The sequence below is a fragment of the Staphylococcus sp. FSL W8-0056 genome, assembly GCF_037963075.1.
GTDB classification, from domain to species: domain Bacteria; phylum Bacillota; class Bacilli; order Staphylococcales; family Staphylococcaceae; genus Staphylococcus; species Staphylococcus aureus.
In genome coordinates this window covers 1,786,167-1,810,725 of sequence record NZ_CP150142.1, presented here as the reverse complement: position 1 = coordinate 1,810,725, position 24,559 = coordinate 1,786,167, and the positions used below count along the sequence as shown (strand labels likewise).

At 36.5% G+C, this 24,559-nt stretch carries 19 protein-coding genes, 2 tRNA genes and 3 rRNA genes; 18 read left to right on the top strand and 6 right to left on the bottom strand.

Going from position 1 to position 24,559, the window contains the following annotated elements:
• Nucleotides 1-107: 107 nt before the first annotated feature.
• From NSS86_RS09230 to rrf, 18 genes are all read left to right on the top strand, one after another.
• Entirely contained in the window at nucleotides 108-587 is a 480-nt protein-coding gene (locus tag NSS86_RS09230) for a PH domain-containing protein (RefSeq protein ID WP_001287087.1), read from the top strand.
• A complete protein-coding gene (locus NSS86_RS09225) occupies nucleotides 580-2,163 on the top strand; it encodes a PH domain-containing protein (protein WP_001294626.1) in 1,584 nt (527 codons plus the stop codon). The genes NSS86_RS09230 and NSS86_RS09225 overlap by 8 nt, the downstream gene beginning before the upstream one ends.
• Nucleotides 2,150-2,641: a PH domain-containing protein gene (locus NSS86_RS09220; protein WP_001205912.1), complete on the top strand. Its 492-nt coding sequence runs from the start codon at nucleotides 2,150-2,152 to the stop codon at nucleotides 2,639-2,641. The genes NSS86_RS09225 and NSS86_RS09220 overlap by 14 nt, the downstream gene beginning before the upstream one ends.
• A gap of 3 nt (nucleotides 2,642-2,644) precedes the next feature.
• Nucleotides 2,645-3,004 carry a holo-ACP synthase gene (gene acpS, locus NSS86_RS09215; protein ID WP_000581197.1) on the top strand — a complete coding sequence of 120 codons (360 nt, stop codon included), beginning with the start codon at nucleotides 2,645-2,647 and terminating at the stop codon, nucleotides 3,002-3,004.
• Nucleotides 3,005-3,069: 65 nt separating this feature from the next.
• Nucleotides 3,070-4,218 carry an alanine racemase gene (gene alr, locus NSS86_RS09210; RefSeq protein ID WP_001281152.1) on the top strand — a complete coding sequence of 383 codons (1,149 nt, stop codon included), beginning with the start codon at nucleotides 3,070-3,072 and terminating at the stop codon, nucleotides 4,216-4,218.
• 84 nt (nucleotides 4,219-4,302) lie between these two features.
• A complete protein-coding gene (mazE, locus tag NSS86_RS09205) occupies nucleotides 4,303-4,473 on the top strand; it encodes a type II toxin-antitoxin system antitoxin MazE (protein WP_000948331.1) in 171 nt (56 codons plus the stop codon).
• The gene (locus NSS86_RS09200) at nucleotides 4,470-4,832 is read left to right on the top strand and encodes a type II toxin-antitoxin system PemK/MazF family toxin (RefSeq protein WP_000621175.1); all 363 of its coding nucleotides are present in this window, start codon (nucleotides 4,470-4,472) and stop codon (nucleotides 4,830-4,832) included. Before mazE ends, NSS86_RS09200 begins: the two co-directional genes overlap by 4 nt.
• 349 nt (nucleotides 4,833-5,181) lie before the next feature.
• On the top strand, nucleotides 5,182-6,183 hold the full coding sequence (locus tag NSS86_RS09195; protein ID WP_000390829.1) for a PP2C family protein-serine/threonine phosphatase: 1,002 nt from the start codon (nucleotides 5,182-5,184) through the stop codon (nucleotides 6,181-6,183).
• Nucleotides 6,184-6,301: 118 nt separating this feature from the next.
• The gene (locus NSS86_RS09190) at nucleotides 6,302-6,628 is read left to right on the top strand and encodes an anti-sigma factor antagonist (RefSeq protein WP_001052491.1); all 327 of its coding nucleotides are present in this window, start codon (nucleotides 6,302-6,304) and stop codon (nucleotides 6,626-6,628) included.
• 1 nt (nucleotide 6,629) lies between these two features.
• Entirely contained in the window at nucleotides 6,630-7,109 is a 480-nt protein-coding gene (gene rsbW / locus NSS86_RS09185; RefSeq protein WP_001190829.1) for an anti-sigma B factor RsbW, read from the top strand.
• On the top strand, nucleotides 7,084-7,854 hold the full coding sequence (gene sigB, locus NSS86_RS09180) for an RNA polymerase sigma factor SigB (protein WP_001041111.1): 771 nt from the start codon (nucleotides 7,084-7,086) through the stop codon (nucleotides 7,852-7,854). The genes rsbW and sigB overlap by 26 nt, the downstream gene beginning before the upstream one ends.
• Nucleotides 7,855-8,287: 433 nt before the next feature.
• Nucleotides 8,288-10,438, top strand: coding sequence for a Tex family protein (locus NSS86_RS09175; RefSeq protein ID WP_000370130.1), 2,151 nt, complete (start codon nucleotides 8,288-8,290; stop codon nucleotides 10,436-10,438).
• Complete coding sequence (locus NSS86_RS09170) at nucleotides 10,431-10,886, top strand: SprT family protein (RefSeq protein WP_001058111.1); 456 nt, start codon at nucleotides 10,431-10,433, stop codon at nucleotides 10,884-10,886. The genes NSS86_RS09175 and NSS86_RS09170 overlap by 8 nt, the downstream gene beginning before the upstream one ends.
• A 646-nt stretch (nucleotides 10,887-11,532) precedes the next feature.
• Nucleotides 11,533-11,615: transfer RNA gene (locus NSS86_RS09165), tRNA-Leu, on the top strand.
• A gap of 21 nt (nucleotides 11,616-11,636) precedes the next feature.
• Nucleotides 11,637-11,710 (top strand) — tRNA-Gly (locus NSS86_RS09160).
• Nucleotides 11,711-11,828: 118 nt separating this feature from the next.
• Nucleotides 11,829-13,380: ribosomal RNA gene (locus tag NSS86_RS09155) — 16S ribosomal RNA — on the top strand.
• Between the two features lie 471 nt (nucleotides 13,381-13,851).
• Nucleotides 13,852-16,774: ribosomal RNA gene (locus NSS86_RS09150) — 23S ribosomal RNA — on the top strand.
• A 72-nt stretch (nucleotides 16,775-16,846) separates the two neighbouring features.
• A 5S ribosomal RNA gene (rrf, locus tag NSS86_RS09145) occupies nucleotides 16,847-16,961 on the top strand.
• The 16S, 23S and 5S rRNA genes sit together here with 2 tRNA genes alongside, the layout of an rRNA operon.
• A 721-nt stretch (nucleotides 16,962-17,682) precedes the next feature.
• On the opposite strand, the gene ilvA is transcribed toward rrf, so the two are convergent.
• Genes ilvA through ilvC form a run of 6 tightly spaced genes read right to left on the bottom strand, consistent with a single transcriptional unit; the run spans nucleotide 17,683 to nucleotide 24,535 of the window.
• Nucleotides 17,683-18,951 (bottom strand): threonine ammonia-lyase IlvA, encoded by a 1,269-nt coding sequence (gene ilvA, locus NSS86_RS09140; protein WP_000216855.1) that lies wholly within the window; start codon nucleotides 18,949-18,951, stop codon nucleotides 17,683-17,685.
• 14 nt (nucleotides 18,952-18,965) lie between these two features.
• Nucleotides 18,966-19,538: a 3-isopropylmalate dehydratase small subunit gene (gene leuD, locus NSS86_RS09135; RefSeq protein ID WP_000718953.1), complete on the bottom strand. Its 573-nt coding sequence runs from the start codon at nucleotides 19,536-19,538 to the stop codon at nucleotides 18,966-18,968.
• Entirely contained in the window at nucleotides 19,539-20,909 is a 1,371-nt protein-coding gene (leuC, locus tag NSS86_RS09130) for a 3-isopropylmalate dehydratase large subunit (RefSeq protein WP_000531835.1), read from the bottom strand.
• 13 nt (nucleotides 20,910-20,922) lie between these two features.
• Nucleotides 20,923-21,969, bottom strand: coding sequence for a 3-isopropylmalate dehydrogenase (gene leuB / locus NSS86_RS09125; RefSeq protein ID WP_000221945.1), 1,047 nt, complete (start codon nucleotides 21,967-21,969; stop codon nucleotides 20,923-20,925).
• Between the two features lie 2 nt (nucleotides 21,970-21,971).
• Nucleotides 21,972-23,501: a 2-isopropylmalate synthase gene (locus tag NSS86_RS09120; protein WP_000094583.1), complete on the bottom strand. Its 1,530-nt coding sequence runs from the start codon at nucleotides 23,499-23,501 to the stop codon at nucleotides 21,972-21,974.
• 29 nt (nucleotides 23,502-23,530) lie between these two features.
• On the bottom strand, nucleotides 23,531-24,535 hold the full coding sequence (ilvC, locus tag NSS86_RS09115) for a ketol-acid reductoisomerase (protein WP_000214562.1): 1,005 nt from the start codon (nucleotides 24,533-24,535) through the stop codon (nucleotides 23,531-23,533).
• Between the last annotated feature and the right edge of the window lie 24 nt (nucleotides 24,536-24,559).

The following is a 24,559-nucleotide window of genomic DNA, read 5'->3' as shown; positions in this document are numbered from 1 at the left end:
AAGAATAAATTAGCATGAAATATTCCATATGCTATAATTATCATCATATAAAAATAAAATGAAATAGATTATAAATCCGTATAATTTTTTATTTGGGGAGAGGGGTTATGTCAGATTATACTAAGTTGACTAAGAGTCCTAAGTCAGCATTGTTGTATTACTACATTACGAATGGCTTAGAATTTATATTGAGTGTAGCTGTGTATGTCATTTTTTATTTTATATGGTTAAGATTTGAATGGCCACATTACTTACTTTATATTTTGTTGGTTTTAGGTGCTCTGAGTACATTAAAATTATTTATTAAGCCTTTATGGCAATATCATTGTCGCTTTTATAAAGTTGATCAACTAAGTGTACAATATCGTACATCATTTTTTATATATAAAGAAGAAACGAGTCGAATTGAACGTTTACAATACTTGTCGATTAAATCTAATCCAATTAGTAAAGTGCTTAATTTGTATAAAGTTGGATTTATGACTGCAGGTCATACTATTTATTTACCGATGATGTCTCATGACGATGTTAAAATAATCGAAGCGAGAACTATGTCGAATTTGAGAGGGGTTGAAAGTGATGTCTGAACCTCAAAAATTACATCCGATTTCATATTTTAATGGCATAATCAATGCTATCAAACAAAACATAGTCGTCTTTTTTATTTTCATTATCTTTCAATTGAAAGATTTTGATTATACGAATCCCGAATCATATTTATGGATAGGTATTGTATTTGTATTCTTTTTAATATCATACATTTCTCAAATTGTCGGAATTATGAACACGCGATATTGGATTGAGGATAATTATTTCATTTTAACAACAGGTATTTTTAATAAAAAGCGTAAAGAATTAAATATAAAACGTATTCAGTCCGTTGATATGACACAAGGGGTCGTCAATCAAATTATTGGTGGTGTGGATTTACAAATCAAAACACCAAGTGATGGTATTGTCTTAAGTGTTATTTCGAAAAAACAAGGTGAATATCTTGAACGATATATTGATCAATTGCAAACAGAGTTGAAGACAGAAGTGGCGCAAAAGTCTAGTGCTGAGAAGAATGACAACTGTAATCATGACATTGAAGGTAATGTGGAAGACATCGCAGAAGGTCGCTTAGATGAAGTGCAGAACACTGATAGTATGCTTAATCAGAAAAATAAACGCATTCCTATATATCAGATGAATTTTAAAGAATCACTATTTATGGCAATGACCAGTGGCGCCATTGGTGTAACGTTAGCAGCTTTAGTACCGATTTACGGGGCTGTAAGAGAGTTGATCCCATGGTCGAAGCTAAATCATGAAATTAGTCAATGGGTTCAAATTGTAAGTATTTCAGTATTAATCATCATTTTACTAGTATTAATAGTGGCATATATTATTGGAACGATTATAACAATGATAAGATTTTATGGCTTTTCGGTGATGCTTGAAAATGAGCAACTTAAAATTGAATATGGTCTCTTTAACAAGAAGAAAGTAACTGTACCAACGAAACGATTGCAAGCTGTTGTTGAACGTCAGTCATATATACGAAGATTATTTGGCTACACAGCAATACATTTTATCATCACAAGTGATTTTGAAAATAAAAAAATCGAAGATGATGACAATGATTCAGGTAGTGTGCCGATATTGCCGTTTATTAAACGAGACAAAGCATATCAAATTATCCAGAATTTAGTACCAGATTTATCTTATCAACAAGTTAATGAAGGTATGCCTTTGTCAGGTTTCCACAGACACTTTTTAATACCTAGTATTATTGTCATAGCTATGGCAGGTATTGGCTGTTATTTTTGGAATCAATTATTATTGTTATTTACGATTATAACAATAGTCATTATTGGTTTATTTGTGATCAAAGGATATCTTTATGTCAAACATGCGGGTTTTAAAATGACAGAAGAACAAATTACTATCCAGAATTTCGAGCTATTGAAACGAAATATTTATTATTTTAAAGCGCATCACATTATAGGATTTGACACTTGGCAACATACATTACTTAAACGCAACAATTTAAATAATTTTAGCTTTATTGTTGCTAAAGGTGTGGGAGCCCAATCGATTAACCTAAAATACGCAAGAAGTGAAGATGCAAATAAATTGAAATCATGGTATTTAAGAGGTGAAAATGATGAGGGATTATAATTTTATGTCACCACACGCTAAAAAAGTGATGAGGTTAAGTGCTGTGCTGTTTTGGATACCCATAGCGCTTGTACTTTTAATCGCATTTAATATTTTGAACTGGCTATTTTGGGAGATATTAGATAACAATATATCCATTGTTAGTAGTGTGATTATAATATTACTTGTTGCTGTTTTCACGCTTGTCATAGCGCCAGTATATCGATATAAGCACTGCAGATATGCATTTGAAAAACACCATTTGCGTGTACGAAACGGCATTTTATTTTTGGATGAAAAAGTAATACCATATTTTCGTATTCAAAATATTGATATCGATGTTGGTCCTATAATGAGACGCTATCGATTAGCAACTTTGACCCTTTATACAGCGGGTGGTCAAGCTGAAATTGAATTAATAGATAGAAGTGAAGCACGTAGATTGAAACGATGGTTAAATAACGAGAGACATTTAGAAAACAATAAAAATGAGGAATAATCAATGATACATGGAATTGGTGTAGATTTAATCGAAATCGATCGAATAAAAGTGTTATATAGTAAGCAGCCAAAATTGGTTGAGCGGATTTTAACTAAAAATGAACAGCACAAATTCAACAATTTCACACATGAGCAACGTAAAATTGAATTTTTAGCTGGCAGGTTTGCTACAAAAGAAGCGTTCAGTAAAGCATTAGGCACAGGCTTAGGAAAACATGTAGCTTTTAACGATATAGACTGTTACAACGACGAACTTGGCAAACCAAAGATTGATTACGAAGGGTTCATCGTACATGTTAGTATCTCACACACTGAGCATTATGCGATGAGCCAAGTTGTTTTAGAAAAGTCAGCATTTTAAATTTGTTATACAATGATAATTAAGATCTAGTTTTAAAACGTGTGGGAATTACAGGAGGAAGTAATATGTCGGATAAATATTATAGATCTGCGTATATGAATGTAGATTTAAACGCTGTTGCATCAAATTTCAAAGTATTCAGTACATTGCATCCAAATAAAACAGTGATGGCTGTCGTTAAAGCCAATGCCTATGGACTAGGTAGTGTTAAAGTAGCACGTCATTTAATGGAAAATGGCGCCACATTTTTTGCTGTAGCAACGTTAGATGAAGCGATAGAACTTAGAATGCATGGGATTACTGCTAAAATTTTAGTCTTAGGTGTGTTACCAGCTAAAGATATTGATAAAGCGATACAACACAGAGTTGCCTTAACGGTTCCGTCTAAACAGTGGTTGAAAGAAGCAATTAAAAACATTTCTGGTGAGCAAGAGAAAAAGTTATGGTTGCACATTAAATTAGATACAGGAATGGGACGTTTAGGTATTAAAGATACTAATACGTATCAAGAAGTGATTGAAATCATTCAACAATATGAGCAACTTGTATTTGAAGGCGTGTTTACACACTTTGCCTGTGCTGACGAACCAGGAGATATGACAACTGAACAATATCAACGTTTTAAAGATATGGTCAATGAAGCAATTAAACCTGAATATATACATTGTCAGAACTCAGCAGGCTCTCTATTAATGGATTGCCAATTCTGTAATGCAATAAGACCAGGAATTTCCCTTTATGGATATTATCCATCAGAGTATGTACAGCAAAAAGTTAAAGTACACCTTAAACCAAGTGTGCAATTAATTGCTAATGTAGTTCAAATAAAGACGCTACAAGCGGGTGAGTCTGTAAGTTATGGTGCAACTTATACAGCTACTGACCCAACTACAATAGCTTTGTTACCTATTGGATATGCAGATGGCTATTTACGCATAATGCAAGGTAGCTTTGTAAATGTAAATGGTCATCAATGCGAAGTTATTGGTCGCGTATGTATGGATCAGACAATTGTTAAAGTGCCAGATCAAGTTAAAGCTGGAGATTCGGTGATTTTAATAGATAATCATAGAGAAAGTCCACAGTCGGTAGAGGTGGTAGCTGAAAAGCAACATACTATTAATTATGAAGTGCTTTGTAACTTGTCGAGACGTTTGCCGCGAATCTATCATGATGGTGATCAACGTTTTGTAACAAATGAATTGTTAAAATAATATGGTCAGTGCATATAAAATTTGTTATCATTAGAGTAATTAAAGGTCATTTAATAACTTTTGGAATCAATTGGAGGTTCTCATATGTTATCTTTTAGTCAAAATAGAAGTCATAGCTTAGAACAATCTTTAAAAGAAGGATATTCACAAATGGCTGATTTAAATCTCTCCCTAGCGAACGAAGCTTTTCCGATAGAGTGTGAAGCATGCGATTGCAACGAAACATATTTATCTTCTAATTCAACGAATGAATGATTAGACGAGGAGATGTTTATTTAGCAGATTTATCACCAGTACAGGGATCTGAACAAGGGGGAGTCAGACCTGTAGTCATAATTCAAAATGATACTGGTAATAAATATAGTCCTACAGTTATTGTTGCGGCAATAACTGGTAGGATTAATAAAGCGAAAATACCGACACATGTAGAGATTGAAAAGAAAAAGTATAAATTGGATAAAGACTCAGTTATATTATTAGAACAAATTCGTACACTTGATAAAAAACGATTGAAAGAAAAACTGACGTACTTATCCGATGATAAAATGAAAGAAGTAGATAATGCACTAATGATTAGTTTAGGGCTGAATGCAGTAGCTCACCAGAAAAATTAGGCGTCTATTATATGTATTTTTCAGAGATAAATAAAATATTGATATAAAAGACAATAACTTTATAATAATTATAACTATTTCTAAATTCTGTACGAAGAATTTTCTTATAAACATAGATTTTAGCAAATACCAGTTATGATATTCATATTTTTTATTATAAAAGGATGTCTTAAGTTTTTTAGGCTTTAGGTATTCCATCCTAAAGTTTTTTTTAGCTTAAAAGTATCATCTACAGCAAAATTGCAAACGACAAAATTGATAAGTGCAATTAAATAAATGTTAGTAAGTGAATCATAATTATCCTTGCTTAAGCATTTGCTTTGTAAGGGAAGTGAGGAGGCAACTAATCGTGGAAGAATTTAAGCAACATTATAAGGGTTTAATTGATGAAAGTTTAACGTGCCAAGATAAAGTAGAATTGATAAAAAAGTGTGAGAAATACACTGACGAAGTGATTCGTAAGGACGTCTTGCCTGAAGACATTGTCGATATTCACAAAAACTATATATTGACGTTAAACTTAACGCGTGAAGATGTGTTCAAGACATTAGATGTCTTACAAGAAATCGTTAAAGGCTTTGGTTATAGTTATCGAGATTATCAAAGATTGGTAGATAAACTTCAAGTTCACGATAAAGAGATAGACTTAGCTTCTAGCTTACAACAAACAATGCTTAAAACAGATATTCCACAATTTGATAGTATTCAAATTGGCGTTATTTCAGTGGCAGCACAAAAAGTAAGTGGAGATTATTTTAATTTAATTGACCATAACGATGGCACAATGAGCTTTGCTGTTGCAGATGTCATTGGGAAAGGTATACCAGCTGCTTTAGCAATGAGTATGATAAAGTTTGGCATGGATTCTTATGGACACTCACAATTACCGAGTGATGGCTTAAAACGTTTAAATCGTGTTGTTGAAAAGAATATTAATCAAAATATGTTCGTCACAATGTTTTATGGTTTATATGAAGAAATGAACCATTTATTGTATTGTAGTTCAGCTGGTCATGAGCCTGGATATATTTATCGCGCTGAAAAAGAAGAATTTGAAGAAATTTCAGTTAGAGGTAGAGTGTTAGGAATCAGTTCACAAACACGATATCAACAACAAGAAATTCCTATATACCTTGATGATTTAATTATCATTTTAACGGATGGTGTGACTGAAGCTAGAAATAGTGAAGGTACCTTTATAGATAAACAAAAACTTTTAGAATATATTAAAAAACATAAACATATGCACCCACAAGATATTGTTCAAATTATCTATGAAGCAATTTTAAAGCTTCAAAACCCAAATAAAAAAGATGATATGACTATTTTGATTATAAAAAGAGTAAATTAATTTAAAAAAGAAGATTAGAAATTATTTCGATGGGTATATAATAATTTGAAATATAAATATGGTGGATACAGCGCTTAAAATGAAGATAAATATTTTTAATAAGTAGGAGTGTAATGAAATGAATCTTAATATAGAAACAACCACTCAAGATAAATTTTACGAAGTTAAAGTCGGTGGAGAATTAGATGTTTATACTGTGCCTGAATTAGAAGAGGTTTTAACACCTATGAGACAAGATGGAACTCGTGATATTTATGTTAATTTAGAAAATGTGAGTTATATGGATTCGACAGGTTTAGGTTTATTCGTAGGTACATTAAAAGCATTAAACCAAAATGATAAAGAACTATACATTTTAGGTGTGTCAGATCGTATCGGTAGACTATTTGAAATTACTGGTCTTAAGGATTTAATGCATGTTAATGAAGGAACGGAGGTCGAATAACATGCAATCTAAAGAAGATTTTATCGAAATGCGCGTGCCAGCATCGGCAGAGTATGTAAGTTTAATTCGTTTAACACTTTCTGGCGTTTTTTCGAGAGCTGGTGCTACATATGATGATATTGAAGATGCCAAGATTGCAGTTAGTGAAGCTGTGACAAATGCAGTTAAACATGCATACAAAGAAAATAACAATGTGGGCATTATTAACATATATTTTGAAATTTTAGAAGATAAAATTAAAATTGTTATTTCTGATAAAGGTGACAGTTTTGATTATGAAACAACTAAATCAAAAATAGGTCCTTACGATAAAGACGAAAATATAGACTTTTTACGCGAAGGTGGCCTAGGTTTATTTTTAATCGAATCTTTAATGGATGAAGTCACAGTATATAAAGAATCTGGTGTGACAATCAGTATGACTAAGTATATAAAAAAAGAGCAGGTGCGAAATAATGGCGAAAGAGTCGAAATCAGCTAATGAAGTTTCACCTGAGCAAATTAACCAATGGATTAAAGAACACCAAGAAAATAAGAATACAGATGCACAGGATAAGTTAGTTAAACATTACCAAAAACTAATTGAGTCATTGGCATATAAATATTCTAAAGGACAATCACATCACGAAGATTTAGTTCAAGTTGGTATGGTTGGTTTAATAGGTGCCATAAATAGATTCGATATGTCCTTTGAACGGAAGTTTGAAGCCTTTTTAGTACCTACTGTAATCGGTGAAATCAAAAGATATCTACGAGATAAAACTTGGAGTGTACATGTTCCGAGACGTATTAAAGAAATTGGGCCAAGAATCAAAAAAGTGAGCGATGAACTAACCGCTGAATTAGAGCGTTCACCTTCTATCAGTGAAATAGCTAATCGATTAGAAGTCTCAGAAGAAGAAGTGTTAGAAGCAATGGAAATGGGACAAAGTTATAATGCGTTAAGTGTTGATCATTCCATTGAAGCTGATAAAGATGGTTCAACTGTTACGCTATTAGATATTATGGGGCAACAAGATGACCATTATGACTTAACTGAAAAACGTATGATTTTAGAAAAAATATTACCTATATTATCTGATCGCGAACGAGAAATCATACAATGTACGTTTATTGAAGGATTGAGTCAAAAAGAGACAGGTGAGCGTATCGGTTTAAGTCAAATGCATGTATCACGACTTCAGAGAACGGCAATTAAGAAATTACAAGAAGCAGCACATAAATAGAATTTGCTTATTAATGATACGTTTTATAATGAAAAATCCATATAATTATCCCTTGATTATTAAATTGAAATCGAGGGGTATTTTTAATTTAATTAAGATTTTCGAATTAATACATTATTAACGTAGTTTAATGTGTATCCACATAAATGTCGCGATATAGTATTAATAATTTAAGTGAAGAAGATATCTAATTGTCGTTTTAAATAGGTGGATTGCTATTAGAATAAAAAAAGTAGTCTTAGATTATGAAATTTAGAAATGATGGTGTGTCATTTTCAATAATCTTAGTGCGTTTTAAAATATAGTATGACCTAATAATTCGTTTTAAATGTTTTGGAAGTGAAAATTACATTAAGTATCATACCTTAATAGAAGTATTTTAGAATATGTTAAAATAAATGAGTAAATTTAAGAAAAAGTGTGGGTTAAGTAAATGGACAATCAATTGATTAATTCAATCATAGAGAAATATCAATTTAGTAAAAAACAAATTGAAGCAGTATTAACACTGCTAGAAGAAAAAAATACAGTACCATTTATTGCGAGGTATCGAAAAGAGCAAACTGGTGGACTAGATGAAGTTCAAATAAAGCAAATTGATGACGAATACCAATATATGGTCAATTTACAAAAACGTAAAGAAGAAGTTATCAAAAATATAGAACAGCAAGGATTACTTACTGAGGAATTAAAGAAGGATATTTTAAAACAGAACAAATTACAACGTGTTGAAGACCTATATAGGCCTTTTAAACAAAAGAAAAAGACAAGGGCAACTGAGGCGAAACGTAAAGGGTTAGAGCCATTAGCGATATGGATGAAGGCACGTAAACATGAAGTCTCAATTGAAGAAAAAGCACAACAATTTATAAATGAAGAAGTGCAATCGGTTGAAGATGCTATCAAAGGTGCACAAGATATTATTGCGGAACAAATTTCAGATAATCCTAAATATAGAACAAAAATTTTAAAAGATATGTATCATCAAAGTGTGTTAACTACATCTAAAAAGAAAAATGCTGAAGATGAAAAAGGTATTTTTGAAATGTACTATGCATATAGTGAGCCAATTAAACGCATTGCTAATCATAGAGTTTTAGCTGTTAATCGTGGTGAAAAAGAGAAAGTATTATCTGTAAAGTTTGAATTCGATACGACATCAGTAGAGGATTTCATTGCACGTCAAGAAATCAATCATAATAATGTAAATCGCAGTTATATTTTAGAGGCGATTAAAGATAGCTTGAAACGCTTAATTGTCCCTTCGATAGAGCGTGAAATCCATGCTGATTTAACTGAAAAAGCTGAAAATCATGCAATAGATGTTTTTAGTGAAAACTTAAGAAATCTATTACTGCAACCTCCAATGAAAGGTAAACAAATATTAGGCGTAGATCCAGCATTTAGAACAGGTTGTAAATTAGCAGTCATTAACCCATTCGGTACTTTTATAGCAAAAGGTGTGATTTATCCGCATCCACCAGTTTCTAAAAAAGAGGCAGCAGAGAAGGATTTTGTACAAATGGTTAAAGCGTATGATGTGCAATTAATTGCAATTGGCAATGGTACTGCAAGTCGTGAAACAGAACAATTTGTTGCAGATTTAATTAAAAAGCATCAGTTGCCAGTACAATTCATCATTGTCAATGAAGCGGGCGCTTCAGTATACTCAGCATCAGAAATTGCTAGAGATGAATTTCCTGATTTTCAAGTGGAAGAAAGAAGTGCCGTATCAATTGGACGACGCGTTCAAGATCCATTAAGTGAATTAGTTAAAATCGATCCTAAATCTATTGGTGTCGGACAATACCAGCATGATGTTAATCAAAAAGCACTAGAAAATGCATTAACTTTCGTTGTTGAAACAGCAGTTAACCAAGTAGGTGTTGATGTCAATACAGCATCATCATCATTATTACAATATGTGTCTGGTCTAAGTTCGCAAATTGCTAAAAATATAATTGCATATAGAGAAGAAAATGGCGCAATAAAGCATAATAAAGAGTTAAGCAAGATTAAGCGTTTGGGTGCTAAAACTTTTGAGCAGAGTATAGGATTTTTAAGAATAGTAGACGGTTCAGAACCATTGGATAATACATCGATTCATCCCGAAAGCTATAAAGTAACGTATCAGTTATTAGATAAACTCGGATTTGGTGGCAATGATTTAGGTAGTGATGCATTAAAAGCTAAATTAAATTCATTGGATATGGATGAACTGGCGATTGAATTACAAGTCGGTGTACCTACATTAGAGGATATTATTAAATCCTTGAAAGCACCTAATCGAGACCCAAGGGACGAGTTTGATACACCAATCCTTAAATCCGATGTGCTATCAATTGAAGATTTAAAAGAAGGAATGAAATTGAGTGGCACAGTTAGAAATGTAGTAGATTTTGGAGCATTTGTAGATATAGGTGTTAAACAAGATGGACTTGTCCATGTTTCGAAACTTTCTAAGAAGTTCGTAAAAAATCCAATGGATATTGTCAGTGTTGGTGATATCGTTGACGTTTGGGTTTACAGTATTGACAAAAATAAAGACAAAGTATCATTAACGATGATTGATCCACATGAATAATGACAAACTTCAGCGAATGGTTGAGAACCTTTCGGAAGAAAAATTTGGACGTACGTTTCGACATTGTGCATATTTTAATAAAAGGTTACGTACAACAGGCGGACGTTATCTTTTAAAGTCCCATGATATTGAAATTAATCCAAAACAATATGAGCATTATGGAGAAGATGCTGTTGTAAAAATTATACTGCACGAATTGTGTCATTATCACTTGCATATTGCTGGTAAAGGTTATCAACATAAAGATCAAGATTTTAAACGATTGAGCCAACAGGTTGGAGCGCCTAGATTTTGTAACAGCATTGAAAGCTATCAACAACGGGCGAATTATGAATATTATTGTACTAAATGTCATGCAAAATATATACGTATCCGTAAAGTTGATACGAATCGTATGCGTTGCGGACATTGCAATGGAAAATTAAGAATGAAAAGACAATTGAAATAAGTACAATACAAATAGAGCTAATTCGTGTATATGTAAGATTATTTATGAGTTGTATGGAATTTCTATAGAATTTATCAGTGAGTTATTTTGATTGGTAAACATAGTAATTGAATAAGAAGAAATTGTGTTTATAAAATGTTTAAAGCCGAGATTGTCGTAATTTAATACTTCGCAATCTCGGCTTTTCTACTTATGATATAGGTAATGGCATAAATTGTGACTTGATAGGATGAAATTAAATTGATTAGATTAAAAATCTTGACGTATTTTAGTAATAAATAATATATAAACTTTACCCAATTAAAGCTTTAAAGTAGCACAAAAGATAATTATACATTTTTAATGACATTTTGATTGAACTTTTCTATTGACTGTACAGCTTATAGTTAGTATGATTAAACACGTTCCTTAAAAAAGAACAAATTAAATAAACTTTGATTTGAAAGACAGTCAATTCTAAATTTAATTTATAAAATATGTTGACAATAAGTTCTTAATGTTTTATTATAAATAGCATTGTGTTAACAACTGATAACACAAATTAATTTATTGTAAAAAAACGATTAAAAGTTATTGACAAATATTTTAAAACATAATATAATAAATAACGTTCTGAAAAACGAAGATGTTTTAAATGCCTATATCCGCGGTCGTGGCGGAATGGCAGACGCGCTAGGTTGAGGGCCTAGTGGGAGAAATCCCGTGGAGGTTCAAGTCCTCTCGGCCGCATCAAAATTCTTAATTAAATAAGCGGGTGTAGTTTAATGGCAAAACCTCAGCCTTCCAAGCTGATGTTGTGGGTTCGATTCCCATCACCCGCTCCATAGATAATTTTAATGAACATTGAAAACTGAATGACAATATGTCAACGTTAATTCCAAAAACGTAACTATAAGTTACAAACATTATTTAGTATTTATGAGCTAATCAAACATCATAATTTTTATGGAGAGTTTGATCCTGGCTCAGGATGAACGCTGGCGGCGTGCCTAATACATGCAAGTCGAGCGAACGGACGAGAAGCTTGCTTCTCTGATGTTAGCGGCGGACGGGTGAGTAACACGTGGATAACCTACCTATAAGACTGGGATAACTTCGGGAAACCGGAGCTAATACCGGATAATATTTTGAACCGCATGGTTCAAAAGTGAAAGACGGTCTTGCTGTCACTTATAGATGGATCCGCGCTGCATTAGCTAGTTGGTAAGGTAACGGCTTACCAAGGCAACGATGCATAGCCGACCTGAGAGGGTGATCGGCCACACTGGAACTGAGACACGGTCCAGACTCCTACGGGAGGCAGCAGTAGGGAATCTTCCGCAATGGGCGAAAGCCTGACGGAGCAACGCCGCGTGAGTGATGAAGGTCTTCGGATCGTAAAACTCTGTTATTAGGGAAGAACATATGTGTAAGTAACTGTGCACATCTTGACGGTACCTAATCAGAAAGCCACGGCTAACTACGTGCCAGCAGCCGCGGTAATACGTAGGTGGCAAGCGTTATCCGGAATTATTGGGCGTAAAGCGCGCGTAGGCGGTTTTTTAAGTCTGATGTGAAAGCCCACGGCTCAACCGTGGAGGGTCATTGGAAACTGGAAAACTTGAGTGCAGAAGAGGAAAGTGGAATTCCATGTGTAGCGGTGAAATGCGCAGAGATATGGAGGAACACCAGTGGCGAAGGCGACTTTCTGGTCTGTAACTGACGCTGATGTGCGAAAGCGTGGGGATCAAACAGGATTAGATACCCTGGTAGTCCACGCCGTAAACGATGAGTGCTAAGTGTTAGGGGGTTTCCGCCCCTTAGTGCTGCAGCTAACGCATTAAGCACTCCGCCTGGGGAGTACGACCGCAAGGTTGAAACTCAAAGGAATTGACGGGGACCCGCACAAGCGGTGGAGCATGTGGTTTAATTCGAAGCAACGCGAAGAACCTTACCAAATCTTGACATCCTTTGACAACTCTAGAGATAGAGCCTTCCCCTTCGGGGGACAAAGTGACAGGTGGTGCATGGTTGTCGTCAGCTCGTGTCGTGAGATGTTGGGTTAAGTCCCGCAACGAGCGCAACCCTTAAGCTTAGTTGCCATCATTAAGTTGGGCACTCTAAGTTGACTGCCGGTGACAAACCGGAGGAAGGTGGGGATGACGTCAAATCATCATGCCCCTTATGATTTGGGCTACACACGTGCTACAATGGACAATACAAAGGGCAGCGAAACCGCGAGGTCAAGCAAATCCCATAAAGTTGTTCTCAGTTCGGATTGTAGTCTGCAACTCGACTACATGAAGCTGGAATCGCTAGTAATCGTAGATCAGCATGCTACGGTGAATACGTTCCCGGGTCTTGTACACACCGCCCGTCACACCACGAGAGTTTGTAACACCCGAAGCCGGTGGAGTAACCTTTTAGGAGCTAGCCGTCGAAGGTGGGACAAATGATTGGGGTGAAGTCGTAACAAGGTAGCCGTATCGGAAGGTGCGGCTGGATCACCTCCTTTCTAAGGATATATTCGGAACATCTTCTTCAGAAGATGCGGAATAACGTGACATATTGTATTCAGTTTTGAATGTTTATTTAACATTCAAATATTTTTTGGTTAAAGTGATATTGCTTATGCGAGCGCTTGACAATCTATTCTTTTTAAAGAAAGCGATTGTCAGACAATGCATTAAGAAAAATTAAAGCGGAGTTTACTTTTGTAAATGAGCATTTGATTTTTTGAAAATAAAGCAGTATGCGAGCGCTTGACTAAAAAGAAATTGTACATTGAAAACTAGATAAGTAAGTAAAATATAGATTTTACCAAGCAAAACCGAGTGAATAAAGAGTTTTAAATAAGCTTGAATTCATAAGAAATAATCGCTAGTGTTCGAAAGAACACTCACAAGATTAATAACGCGTTTAAATCTTTTTATAAAAGAACGTAACTTCATGTTAACGTTTGACTTATAAAAATGGTGGAAACATAGATTAAGTTATTAAGGGCGCACGGTGGATGCCTTGGCACTAGAAGCCGATGAAGGACGTTACTAACGACGATATGCTTTGGGGAGCTGTAAGTAAGCTTTGATCCAGAGATTTCCGAATGGGGAAACCCAGCATGAGTTATGTCATGTTATCGATATGTGAATACATAGCATATCAGAAGGCACACCCGGAGAACTGAAACATCTTAGTACCCGGAGGAAGAGAAAGAAAATTCGATTCCCTTAGTAGCGGCGAGCGAAACGGGAAGAGCCCAAACCAACAAGCTTGCTTGTTGGGGTTGTAGGACACTCTATACGGAGTTACAAAGGACGACATTAGACGAATCATCTGGAAAGATGAATCAAAGAAGGTAATAATCCTGTAGTCGAAAATGTTGTCTCTCTTGAGTGGATCCTGAGTACGACGGAGCACGTGAAATTCCGTCGGAATCTGGGAGGACCATCTCCTAAGGCTAAATACTCTCTAGTGACCGATAGTGAACCAGTACCGTGAGGGAAAGGTGAAAAGCACCCCGGAAGGGGAGTGAAATAGAACCTGAAACCGTGTGCTTACAAGTAGTCAGAGCCCGTTAATGGGTGATGGCGTGCCTTTTGTAGAATGAACCGGCGAGTTACGATTTGATGCAAGGTTAAGCAGTAAATGTGGAGCCGTAGCGAAAGCGAGTCTGAATAGGGCGTTTAGTATTTGGTCGTAGACCCGAAACCAGGTGATCTACCCTTGGTCAGGTTGAAGTTCAGGTAACACTGAATGGAGGACCGAACCGACTTACGTTGAAAAGTGAGCGGATGAACTGAGGGTAGCGGAGAAATTCCAATCGAACCTGGAGATAGCTGGTTCTCTCCGAAATAGCTTTAGGGCTAGCCTCAAGTGATGATTATTGGAGGTAGAGCACTGTTTGGACGAGGGGCCCCTCTCGGGTTACCGAATTCAGACAAACTCCGAATGCCAATTAATTTAACTTGGGAGTCAGAACATGGGTGATAAGGTCCGTGTTCGAAAGGGAAACAGCCCAGACCACCAGCTAAGGTCCCAAAATATATGTTAAGTGGAAAAGGATGTGGCGTTGCCCAGACAACTAGGATGTTGGCTTAGAAGCAGCCATCATTTAAAGAGTGCGTAATAGCTCACTAGTCGAGTGACACTGCGCCGAAAATGTACCGGGGCTAAACATATTACCGAAGCTGTGGATTGTCCTTTGGACAATGGTAGGAGAGCGTTCTAAGGGCGTTGAAGCATGATCGTAAGGACATGTGGAGCGCTTAGAAGTGAGAATGCCGGTGTGAGTAGCGAAAGACGGGTGAGAATCCCGTCCACCGATTGACTAAGGTTTCCAGAGGAAGGCTCGTCCGCTCTGGGTTAGTCGGGTCCTAAGCTGAGGCCGACAGGCGTAGGCGATGGATAACAGGTTGATATTCCTGTACCACCTATAATCGTTTTAATCGATGGGGGGACGCAGTAGGATAGGCGAAGCGTGCGATTGGATTGCACGTCTAAGCAGTAAGGCTGAGTATTAGGCAAATCCGGTACTCGTTAAGGCTGAGCTGTGATGGGGAGAAGACATTGTGTCTTCGAGTCGTTGATTTCACACTGCCGAGAAAAGCCTCTAGATAGAAAATAGGTGCCCGTACCGCAAACCGACACAGGTAGTCAAGATGAGAATTCTAAGGTGAGCGAGCGAACTCTCGTTAAGGAACTCGGCAAAATGACCCCGTAACTTCGGGAGAAGGGGTGCTCTTTAGGGTTAACGCCCAGAAGAGCCGCAGTGAATAGGCCCAAGCGACTGTTTATCAAAAACACAGGTCTCTGCTAAACCGTAAGGTGATGTATAGGGGCTGACGCCTGCCCGGTGCTGGAAGGTTAAGAGGAGTGGTTAGCTTCTGCGAAGCTACGAATCGAAGCCCCAGTAAACGGCGGCCGTAACTATAACGGTCCTAAGGTAGCGAAATTCCTTGTCGGGTAAGTTCCGACCCGCACGAAAGGCGTAACGATTTGGGCACTGTCTCAACGAGAGACTCGGTGAAATCATAGTACCTGTGAAGATGCAGGTTACCCGCGACAGGACGGAAAGACCCCGTGGAGCTTTACTGTAGCCTGATATTGAAATTCGGCACAGCTTGTACAGGATAGGTAGGAGCCTTTGAAACGTGAGCGCTAGCTTACGTGGAGGCGCTGGTGGGATACTACCCTAGCTGTGTTGGCTTTCTAACCCGCACCACTTATCGTGGTGGGAGACAGTGTCAGGCGGGCAGTTTGACTGGGGCGGTCGCCTCCTAAAAGGTAACGGAGGCGCTCAAAGGTTCCCTCAGAATGGTTGGAAATCATTCATAGAGTGTAAAGGCATAAGGGAGCTTGACTGCGAGACCTACAAGTCGAGCAGGGTCGAAAGACGGACTTAGTGATCCGGTGGTTCCGCATGGAAGGGCCATCGCTCAACGGATAAAAGCTACCCCGGGGATAACAGGCTTATCTCCCCCAAGAGTTCACATCGACGGGGAGGTTTGGCACCTCGATGTCGGCTCATCGCATCCTGGGGCTGTAGTCGGTCCCAAGGGTTGGGCTGTTCGCCCATTAAAGCGGTACGCGAGCTGGGTTCAGAACGTCGTGAGACAGTTCGGTCCCTATCCGTCGTGGGCGTAGGAAATTTGAGAGGAGCTGTCCTTAGTACGAGAGGACCGGGATGGACATACCTCTGGTGTACCAGTTGTCGTGCCAACGGCATAGCTGGGTAGCTATGTGTGGACGGGATAAGTGCTGAAAGCATCTAAGCATGAAGCCCCCCTCAAGATGAGATTTCCCAACTTCGGTTATAAGATCCCTCAAAGATGATGAGGTTAATAGGTTCGAGGTGGAAGCATGGTGACATGTGGAGCTGACGAATACTAATCGATCGAAGACTTAATCAAAATAAATGTTTTGCGAAGCAAAATCACTTTTACTTACTATCTAGTTTTGAATGTATAATTTACATTCATATGTCTGGTGACTATAGCAAGGAGGTCACACCTGTTCCCATGCCGAACACAGAAGTTAAGCTCCTTAGCGTCGATGGTAGTCGAACTTACGTTCCGCTAGAGTAGAACGTTGCCAGGCAAGTTGAGACCGCAGGTCTCTTTTTTTTATGTCTAAAACGTCAAAATAAAAGCAAACACAAAGAAAGATGGCTTGGCGAAGTGAAAACGTTTGAATCTGACGAAACAAGAAAAGAGCGCAACGAGTTTAGTAGAGCTAAATGAGTAAGCGAGAGCCGAAGGAGAGGAAAGAAGCAAGCGATTGTCACAAGTCAAGAAAGGTCTTTAGCGACGATGGTAGCAAACTTACGTTCCGCTAGAGTAGAACGTTGCCAGGCAAGTTGAGACCGCAAGGTCTCTTTTTTTATGTCTAAAACGTCAAAATAAAAGCAAACACAAAGAAAGATGGCTTGGCGAAGTGAAAACGTTTGAATCTGACGAAACGAGAAAAGAGTGCAACGAGTTTAGTAGAGCTAAATGAGTAAGCGAGAGCCGAAGGAGAGGAAAGAAGCAAGCGATTGTCACAAGTCAAGAAAGGTTCTTAGCGACGAAGGTAGCCAACTTACGTTCCGCTAGAGTAGAACGTTGCCAGGCAAAAAGTGGATGCGATGAGCCGCATTGAGACCGCAAGGTCTCTTTTTTTATGTCTAAAACGTCAAAATAAAAGCAAACACAAAGAAAGATGGCTTGGCGAAGTGAAAACGTTTGAATCTGACGAAACGAGAAATGTAAAGTATAATAAAAAGCAGTCATAAGATGATTTCAATTAGAAATCAATTTATGACTGTTTTTCTTACTATGTGTTAAATTAACAATGAATATAACATCTTATTTTCATTAATATAAATATTGGAAGGATCGAAATGATTTACACGTTGTTTGAGTTGTATTAAATCATCATGATCTTTAAGTTGAATACCAATAATGACAGTACCTGTATTTTGAGAAGATTTTTTTAAGTATTCAAATTTTGTAATATCGTCTTGTGGGCCTAAAACATCATTTACAAATTCTCTTAATGCACCAGGGCGTTGAGGGAAGTTTAAAATAAAATAATGTTTCATTTCTTCATATAATAAAGAACGTTCTTCAATTTCCTTCATACGATTAATATCATTATTACCACCACTAATGACACAAACAACAGTTTTACCCTTAATGTGGTCTTTGTAGTTTTCAAGAGCACTCACACTTAATGCGCCAGCAGGTTCTGCTACAATTGCTTGTTTTGAATACATGTCTAAAATCGTAGAACAAACTGCACCTTCATCTACTTGAACGTAATCATCTACATTTTCTTTTGCAATTTCAAATGTAATATCGCCAACTCTAGCTACAGATGCACCGTCCACAAATTTATCGATATTAGGCAATGTGACTACCTGATTATTTACGACAACAGATTCATACATACTACTTGCACCTGAAGGTTCAACACCTATAATTTTCGTAGTAGGTGAATAGGTTTTAAAGTAAGTACTAATACCTGAAATTAATCCACCACCACCAATAGCGGCAAATAAATAATCAAAGTTAACATTGTCAGTCTTTGATTGTTCTAGCATTTCTTTAGCAAGCGTACCTTGTCCAGAAATTGTATGAACATTATTGAATGGATCTATAAAGTTCATTTGATGTTCACTTGTATAAGTTAAAGCTTCAGCTAAACAGTGATCAAATGTATCACCAGTGAGTACAACTTCAACGTTACTATTTCCAAAGAACTTTACTTGATTTACCTTTTGTAAAGGTGTAGTGACTGGCATAAAGATAACAGCGTTTAAATTAAGTTTTTTAGCTGTATAGGCAACACCTTGAGCATGATTACCTGCACTCGCACATGTAATACCTTTACTTTTAGCTTCATCTGATAAAACAGAAATAGCGTTGTAAGCACCTCTTAATTTAAAAGAACGTACCCATTGTAAATCTTCTCGTTTTAAATAAACTTTACAATCATACTTTTGAGATAAGTAATGGTCTAATTGTAAAGGTGTTTCTTTGACAATATCTTTAAGTCTTAAAAATGCTTCATCGATATCTTTCGTAGAAACTGTTGTTTTGACTGTCATAATATTCAACTCCCTTAAAGTGATTTTTCATATTTTTCTATTAATGATTCATATTGTAGGGTGATTGCAATGTCATCTAAGCCATTTACAAGTTTATTTTTCCAAGTTTCATCAATTTCAAAATGGAAACGCTTGTCTGGTGATGACACAGTTTGATTTGGTAAATCTATTTCAATTTCCTCATATTGTGCAAGATGTTCACGAGCACTTTTTTCTAAAACGATAGGCAACATCGCATTTTTAGTGCAATTCATATAAAATATGTCACTGAAACTTCCTGCAATAATAATATGAAAACCATAGTCCTTAAGAGCCCAAGCAGCATGTTCACGACTTGAACCACATCCAAAATTATCTCCAGTAATTAAAATAGAAGCCCCTTTATATTGTGGTTTGTTAGGATTGAAATCAGGATTATCTGAACCATCAGGTAAGTACCGCCATTCATCAAAAGCAAATGGACCAAAGCCACTTTTTGAAATACGCTTTAAGTGTACCTTAGGAATGATTTGGTCTGTATCGATATTGTCGTTGAAGAGAGGGACTATTTTACCTTTATATGTTGTAATAGGTTTGATTGCTGCCATTTAAACAACCACCTTTCTTACGTCCACAAATTTACCATGAATAGCTGCTGCTGCTGCCATAGCAGGGGATACTAAATGTGTTCTTGCACCTTTGCCTTGTCGTCCTTCAAAGTTTCGATTACTTGTAGATGCACAATGTACGCCCTCAGGTACTTGGTCAGGATTCATGCCTAAACACATTGAACATCCTGGTTCACGCCATTCAAATCCTGCATTTTTAAAGATAGTATCTAGACCTAATTTTTCTGCTTCTTTTTTTACTGTACGAGAACCTGGTACGACAATAGCTGTAATATTTGGATGAACTTTATTTCCTTTAACAATATGACTAGCTTCAATCAAATCTGATAGTCTAGCATTTGTACATGAACCGAGAAAAACATACCCTAAGTCGATGTCTTCAGCTTTTTGACCTGGTTCTAACCCCATATAATCATACGCACGTTGATCGTTGATATCATTGATTTCAGGGAATGGTTCACTGAAATTAACACCCATTTCAGGATTAGTTCCCCATGTCACTTGTGGTTCTAATGTTGAAACATCAAGTTCAATTACACGATCAAATATCGCGTCGTCATCAGAATATAGCTCACGCCACTTATCAACTGATTTAGCGAAGTTATCGGCAAATGGTCTCCCTTTAACATATTCAAATGTTATATCATCAGGTTGGATTATGCCGTATTTGGCACTACCTTCGATAGCCATGTTACAAATAGTCATTCGACCGTCCATTGAAAGGTTTTTAATTGTTTCGCCAGTAAATTCCAAAGCATAGCCTGTACCAAAATCAACACCATACGTTTTAATTAAATGCAGAATAATGTCCTTAGCATAGACGCCTGTTGGTAAGGTACCATTAATATCGATTTTTAAGTTTTTGGGTTTTGTTTGCCATAGCGTTTGAGTTGCGAAAACATGTTCAACTTCACTTGTTCCAATTCCAAATGCAATAGCACCAAATGCTCCATGTGTTGCTGTGTGAGAGTCACCACAAACGATTGTTTTGCCGGGCTGTGTAAGTCCTGTCTCAGGTCCTACCATGTGAACAATACCTTGTTCATCAGAGCCCATATCAAAAATATGCACCCCAAAATCTATGGCGTTTTTTTGTAATGTTGTGATTTGTTTGTTTGCAATTTCATCTTTAATATTGAAAATATCAATAGTAGGAACATTGTGATCGAGTGTTGCAAATGTTAAATCTGGGCGTCTTAATTTTCTGTTTTGAAGCCTAAGTCCTTCAAATGCTTGAGGAGAAGTAACTTCATGTATAAGGTGTAAATCAATGTATAATAGTTGCGGTTCGCCCAATTTCCCGTATAACACATGTCTGTTCCACACCTTGTCAAATAATGTTTGACCCATTTACATCTCCCCCTTAGTGATTCAATTTTTGAGATAGAATTTCGAAAATATCAGTAGTATTCAATTTGCCGCCTAAATCTGCTGTCGTTTGCCCATGTTCAATCATGTTATAAATATGTTGTTCTAATTCATCTGCAGCATCTGGTTGATTTAAGCTTTCACGTAAACACATCGCTAAAGATAGAATCATTCCAAATGGATTGGCAACGTTTTTACCTGCAATATCTGGTGCTGATCCATGAATAGGCTCATACAATCTTGGACCATCGTTACTAAAACTAGCAGAAGGTGATAAACCAAGTGAACCAGGAATCACTGAAGCTTCATCACTTAAAATATCGCCAAATAAGTTTTCACATACGATGACGTCAAATTGTTTTGGATTTGTGATTAAATGCATACTACAAGCATCAACAAGTAAGTGATTTACTGTTACTTCTGGATATAATTGACTTACTTCATTTACGACTTTGCGCCACAATTTACTAGAAGCTAATACATTTTCTTTATCAACTGATGTTAGTTTTCCTCGTCTTGAAGCGGCCAATTTAAATGCTACGTGAACAATGCGTTCTATTTCTTCTCTTGTATAAGTAAGAGAATCTAAGGCCTCGTGATTATTAAAATGTCTAGGTTCTCCAAAATAAATACCACTTGTCAATTCACGGACTATAACTAAATCTGTGCCTTCAACGCGTTCTTCCTTTAAAGGTGATAAAGAACTAGCGCCTTTGACAACGGTAGTGGGGCGAATATTTGCAAATAAATTTAAGGATTTACGCAATTTTAATAATCCTTGTTCTGGTCGATTGTTAGGATCTGTCCATTTAGGTCCACCGATTGCACCCAGTAAAATAGCATCTGCTCTTTTACACGCATTTAAGGTTTTCTCAGTTAAAGGCTCGCCGAATGTATCAATAGAGGCACCACCAAATTCGTGGTGCTCTATTTGATAATTAAAGTTATATTTATTACTTATAATTTCAAGCAATGATAGAGATCCGTTCAAAATTTCTGGACCGATTCCATCACCAGGTAGGGCAACAATGTTATAAGTCATAATTAATTACCTACCTTCTCAACATTTTCAGCTGCAAATTTAGCATGTGCTTCTACGTATGCTTTACAAGAGGCTTGTAAAATATCATGATCAATACCAAAGCCATTGACAGTCTTACCTTCAATCAATAAATTTACATGTACTTCTGCTTGGGCATCAGTACCTTCAGTGACAGAATTAATACGATAATCAATTAATTCTGTTTCTTTCTGGAAAATACGATCAACTGCATTGTAAATTGCTACGATTGAACCAGTACCAATACTTGAATCCTGGTAAATATGACCCTCTTTATCTTTAACAACAACAACAGCACTTTGAAGGCCGCTAGAGACATATTGTAGTTGTAGTGTTTCCAATTTATAAAGTGCTTGATGCTCATGCTCAGAACCTTGAATAATCGCATGAATATCTCTATCTGAAACAGATTTCTTTTTGTCCGCAATGGTCTTGAATTGTTTAAATAAATCTATTTGCGCTTCTTTATCAATGTTATAACCTAATGCTTTTAACTTCTCTGAGAAGGCGTGTTTACCAGATAATTTTCCTAATGGAAGTTCAGTCGTGCTTACACCAACAAGTTGAGGTGTCATAATTTCATATGTTTCACGATGTTTTAATACGCCATCTTGGTGAATACCTGATTCATGACTAAATGCATTTTGGCCAACAATTGCTTTATTTCTAGGCACTCGAATACCTGCATATCTTGAAATTAAATCCGATGTTTTTTTAGTTTCTTCGAGATTAAGGGCAGTTTGAGCACCATAATGATCATTTCGAACGTATAGTGCAAGCGCGACTTCTTCAAGTGCTGCATTACCTGCTCGTTCACCAATACCATTTACAGTGCCTTCAATTCGTCTCGCACCGCCTTCAATTGCAGCTAAACTATTTGAAACAGCCATTCCTAAATCGTCATGGCAATGAGCACTATAAATAATTTCATTTGAAGATGTTACAGATTCTGTTAAGGTTTTGAAAATATGTGCATATTCATCATGGTAACTGTAGCCGACTGTATCAGGAATATTAATAACTGTAGCTCCAGCGTCAACGGCAGTTTGTACACATTTCACTAAGAATGGTAATTCAGTACGCGTTGCATCTTCAGGTGAAAATTGAACAACGTCAAATAATTGTTTCGCGTATGTGACATGTTCTTTAATAGATGCTAAAACGTCTTCTTGAGACATTTTAAGTTTATGTTCAAGATGAATAGGTGATGTTGCTATAAAAACATGCACGACCGGCTTCGCTGCATCTTTTGTTGCTTCATATACAGCATCGATGTCAGATTTTTTACATCTAGCTAAACCACATACAGCCGTTGTTGTTAATGTTTGTGCAATTGCTTGAACAGATTTAAAGCTACCTGTACTTGAAGCAGGAAATCCAGCTTCAATAACATCTACACCCCATTTTTCTAATTGCAATGCAATACGCAAGCGTTCATCAAAAGTAAAATTCACTCCTGGTGTTTGTTCACCGTCTCTTAGTGTCGTATCAAAAATTTGAATATGACTACTCATATTTAACAACTCCTCATTGTAGGTCTATCTTATTTTTCAATGCTTTTAGATTTAATAAAAGGCATCATTTCGCGTAATTCACGACCAACTTTTTCAATTTGATGACCATGTTGTTCTTCGCGTAATTTATAAAATTCTTTGAATCCATTTTTATTGTCTTCGATAAAGCGATTACTGAAGTTACCATTTTGGATATCAGTTAATACAGCTTTCATATTTTCTTTAACATCTGGTGTGATAACACGTGGTCCTGAAACATAGTCACCAAATTCAGCAGTATTTGAAATTGAGTAACGTACATTTTCCATACCGCCTTCATACATCAAATCAACGATTAATTTCATTTCATGTAATACTTCAAAATAAGCTAATTCTGGTTGATAACCCGCTTCTACTAATGTTTCAAAGCCACTTTGAATTAATTTCGATACACCACCGCAAAGTACTGCTTGTTCACCAAATAAATCTGTCTCAGTTTCTTCTTTAAATGTTGTTTCAATAACACCTGCACGAGTTGCACCAATACCTTTTGCATAACTTAAAGCAATATTACGTGCTTGACCTGAAGCGTCTTGTTGAATACCAAATAGTGATGGTACAGCAGAACCTTCAACAAATGTACGTCTAACTAAATGACCCGGTCCTTTAGGAGCTACTAAAAATACATCAACATCAGCTGGTGGTTGAATAACACCAAAATGAATGTTAAAGCCATGAGCAAATGCAAGCGCATTATGTTTTTCTAAATTTGGTTCAATTTCGTTTTTGTATACATCACCTTGAATTTCATCAGGTAATAGCACCATAATTACATCAGCTTGCTTAACTGCTTCTGCAACAGGGAACACATCAAATCCATCTTCTTTAGCCTTGTCAAAAGAACGACCTGGGCGAATACCGATGACTACATCATATCCATTGTCTTTTAAGTTTTGTGCATGCGCGTGGCCTTGTGATCCATAACCTACTACTGCAATTTTTTTGCTTTGTAAAGCGTCCGTTTTTACGTCTTGATCATAATAAACTGTTGTCATAATAAATTCCTCCAAATAATTAAA

Excerpts from the sequence above, each read along its gene's own strand:
- NSS86_RS09120 (WP_000094583.1), bottom strand. The coding sequence starts at position 23,501 with ATGAGTAGTCATATTCAAATTTTTGATACGACACTAAGAGACGGTGAA.
- mazE (WP_000948331.1), top strand. The coding sequence starts at position 4,303 with ATGTTATCTTTTAGTCAAAATAGAAGTCATAGCTTAGAACAATCTTTA.
- alr (WP_001281152.1), top strand. The coding sequence starts at position 3,070 with ATGTCGGATAAATATTATAGATCTGCGTATATGAATGTAGATTTAAAC.
- leuD (WP_000718953.1), bottom strand. The coding sequence starts at position 19,538 with ATGGCAGCAATCAAACCTATTACAACATATAAAGGTAAAATAGTCCCT.
- ilvA (WP_000216855.1), bottom strand. The coding sequence starts at position 18,951 with ATGACAGTCAAAACAACAGTTTCTACGAAAGATATCGATGAAGCATTT.
- NSS86_RS09225 (WP_001294626.1), top strand. The coding sequence starts at position 580 with ATGTCTGAACCTCAAAAATTACATCCGATTTCATATTTTAATGGCATA.
- sigB (WP_001041111.1), top strand. The coding sequence starts at position 7,084 with ATGGCGAAAGAGTCGAAATCAGCTAATGAAGTTTCACCTGAGCAAATT.
- rsbW (WP_001190829.1), top strand. The coding sequence starts at position 6,630 with ATGCAATCTAAAGAAGATTTTATCGAAATGCGCGTGCCAGCATCGGCA.
- leuB (WP_000221945.1), bottom strand. The coding sequence starts at position 21,969 with ATGACTTATAACATTGTTGCCCTACCTGGTGATGGAATCGGTCCAGAA.
- NSS86_RS09170 (WP_001058111.1), top strand. The coding sequence starts at position 10,431 with ATGAATAATGACAAACTTCAGCGAATGGTTGAGAACCTTTCGGAAGAA.
- acpS (WP_000581197.1), top strand. The coding sequence starts at position 2,645 with ATGATACATGGAATTGGTGTAGATTTAATCGAAATCGATCGAATAAAA.
- NSS86_RS09230 (WP_001287087.1), top strand. The coding sequence starts at position 108 with ATGTCAGATTATACTAAGTTGACTAAGAGTCCTAAGTCAGCATTGTTG.
- NSS86_RS09190 (WP_001052491.1), top strand. The coding sequence starts at position 6,302 with ATGAATCTTAATATAGAAACAACCACTCAAGATAAATTTTACGAAGTT.
- leuC (WP_000531835.1), bottom strand. The coding sequence starts at position 20,909 with ATGGGTCAAACATTATTTGACAAGGTGTGGAACAGACATGTGTTATAC.
- ilvC (WP_000214562.1), bottom strand. The coding sequence starts at position 24,535 with ATGACAACAGTTTATTATGATCAAGACGTAAAAACGGACGCTTTACAA.
- NSS86_RS09175 (WP_000370130.1), top strand. The coding sequence starts at position 8,288 with ATGGACAATCAATTGATTAATTCAATCATAGAGAAATATCAATTTAGT.
- NSS86_RS09200 (WP_000621175.1), top strand. The coding sequence starts at position 4,470 with ATGATTAGACGAGGAGATGTTTATTTAGCAGATTTATCACCAGTACAG.
- NSS86_RS09220 (WP_001205912.1), top strand. The coding sequence starts at position 2,150 with ATGAGGGATTATAATTTTATGTCACCACACGCTAAAAAAGTGATGAGG.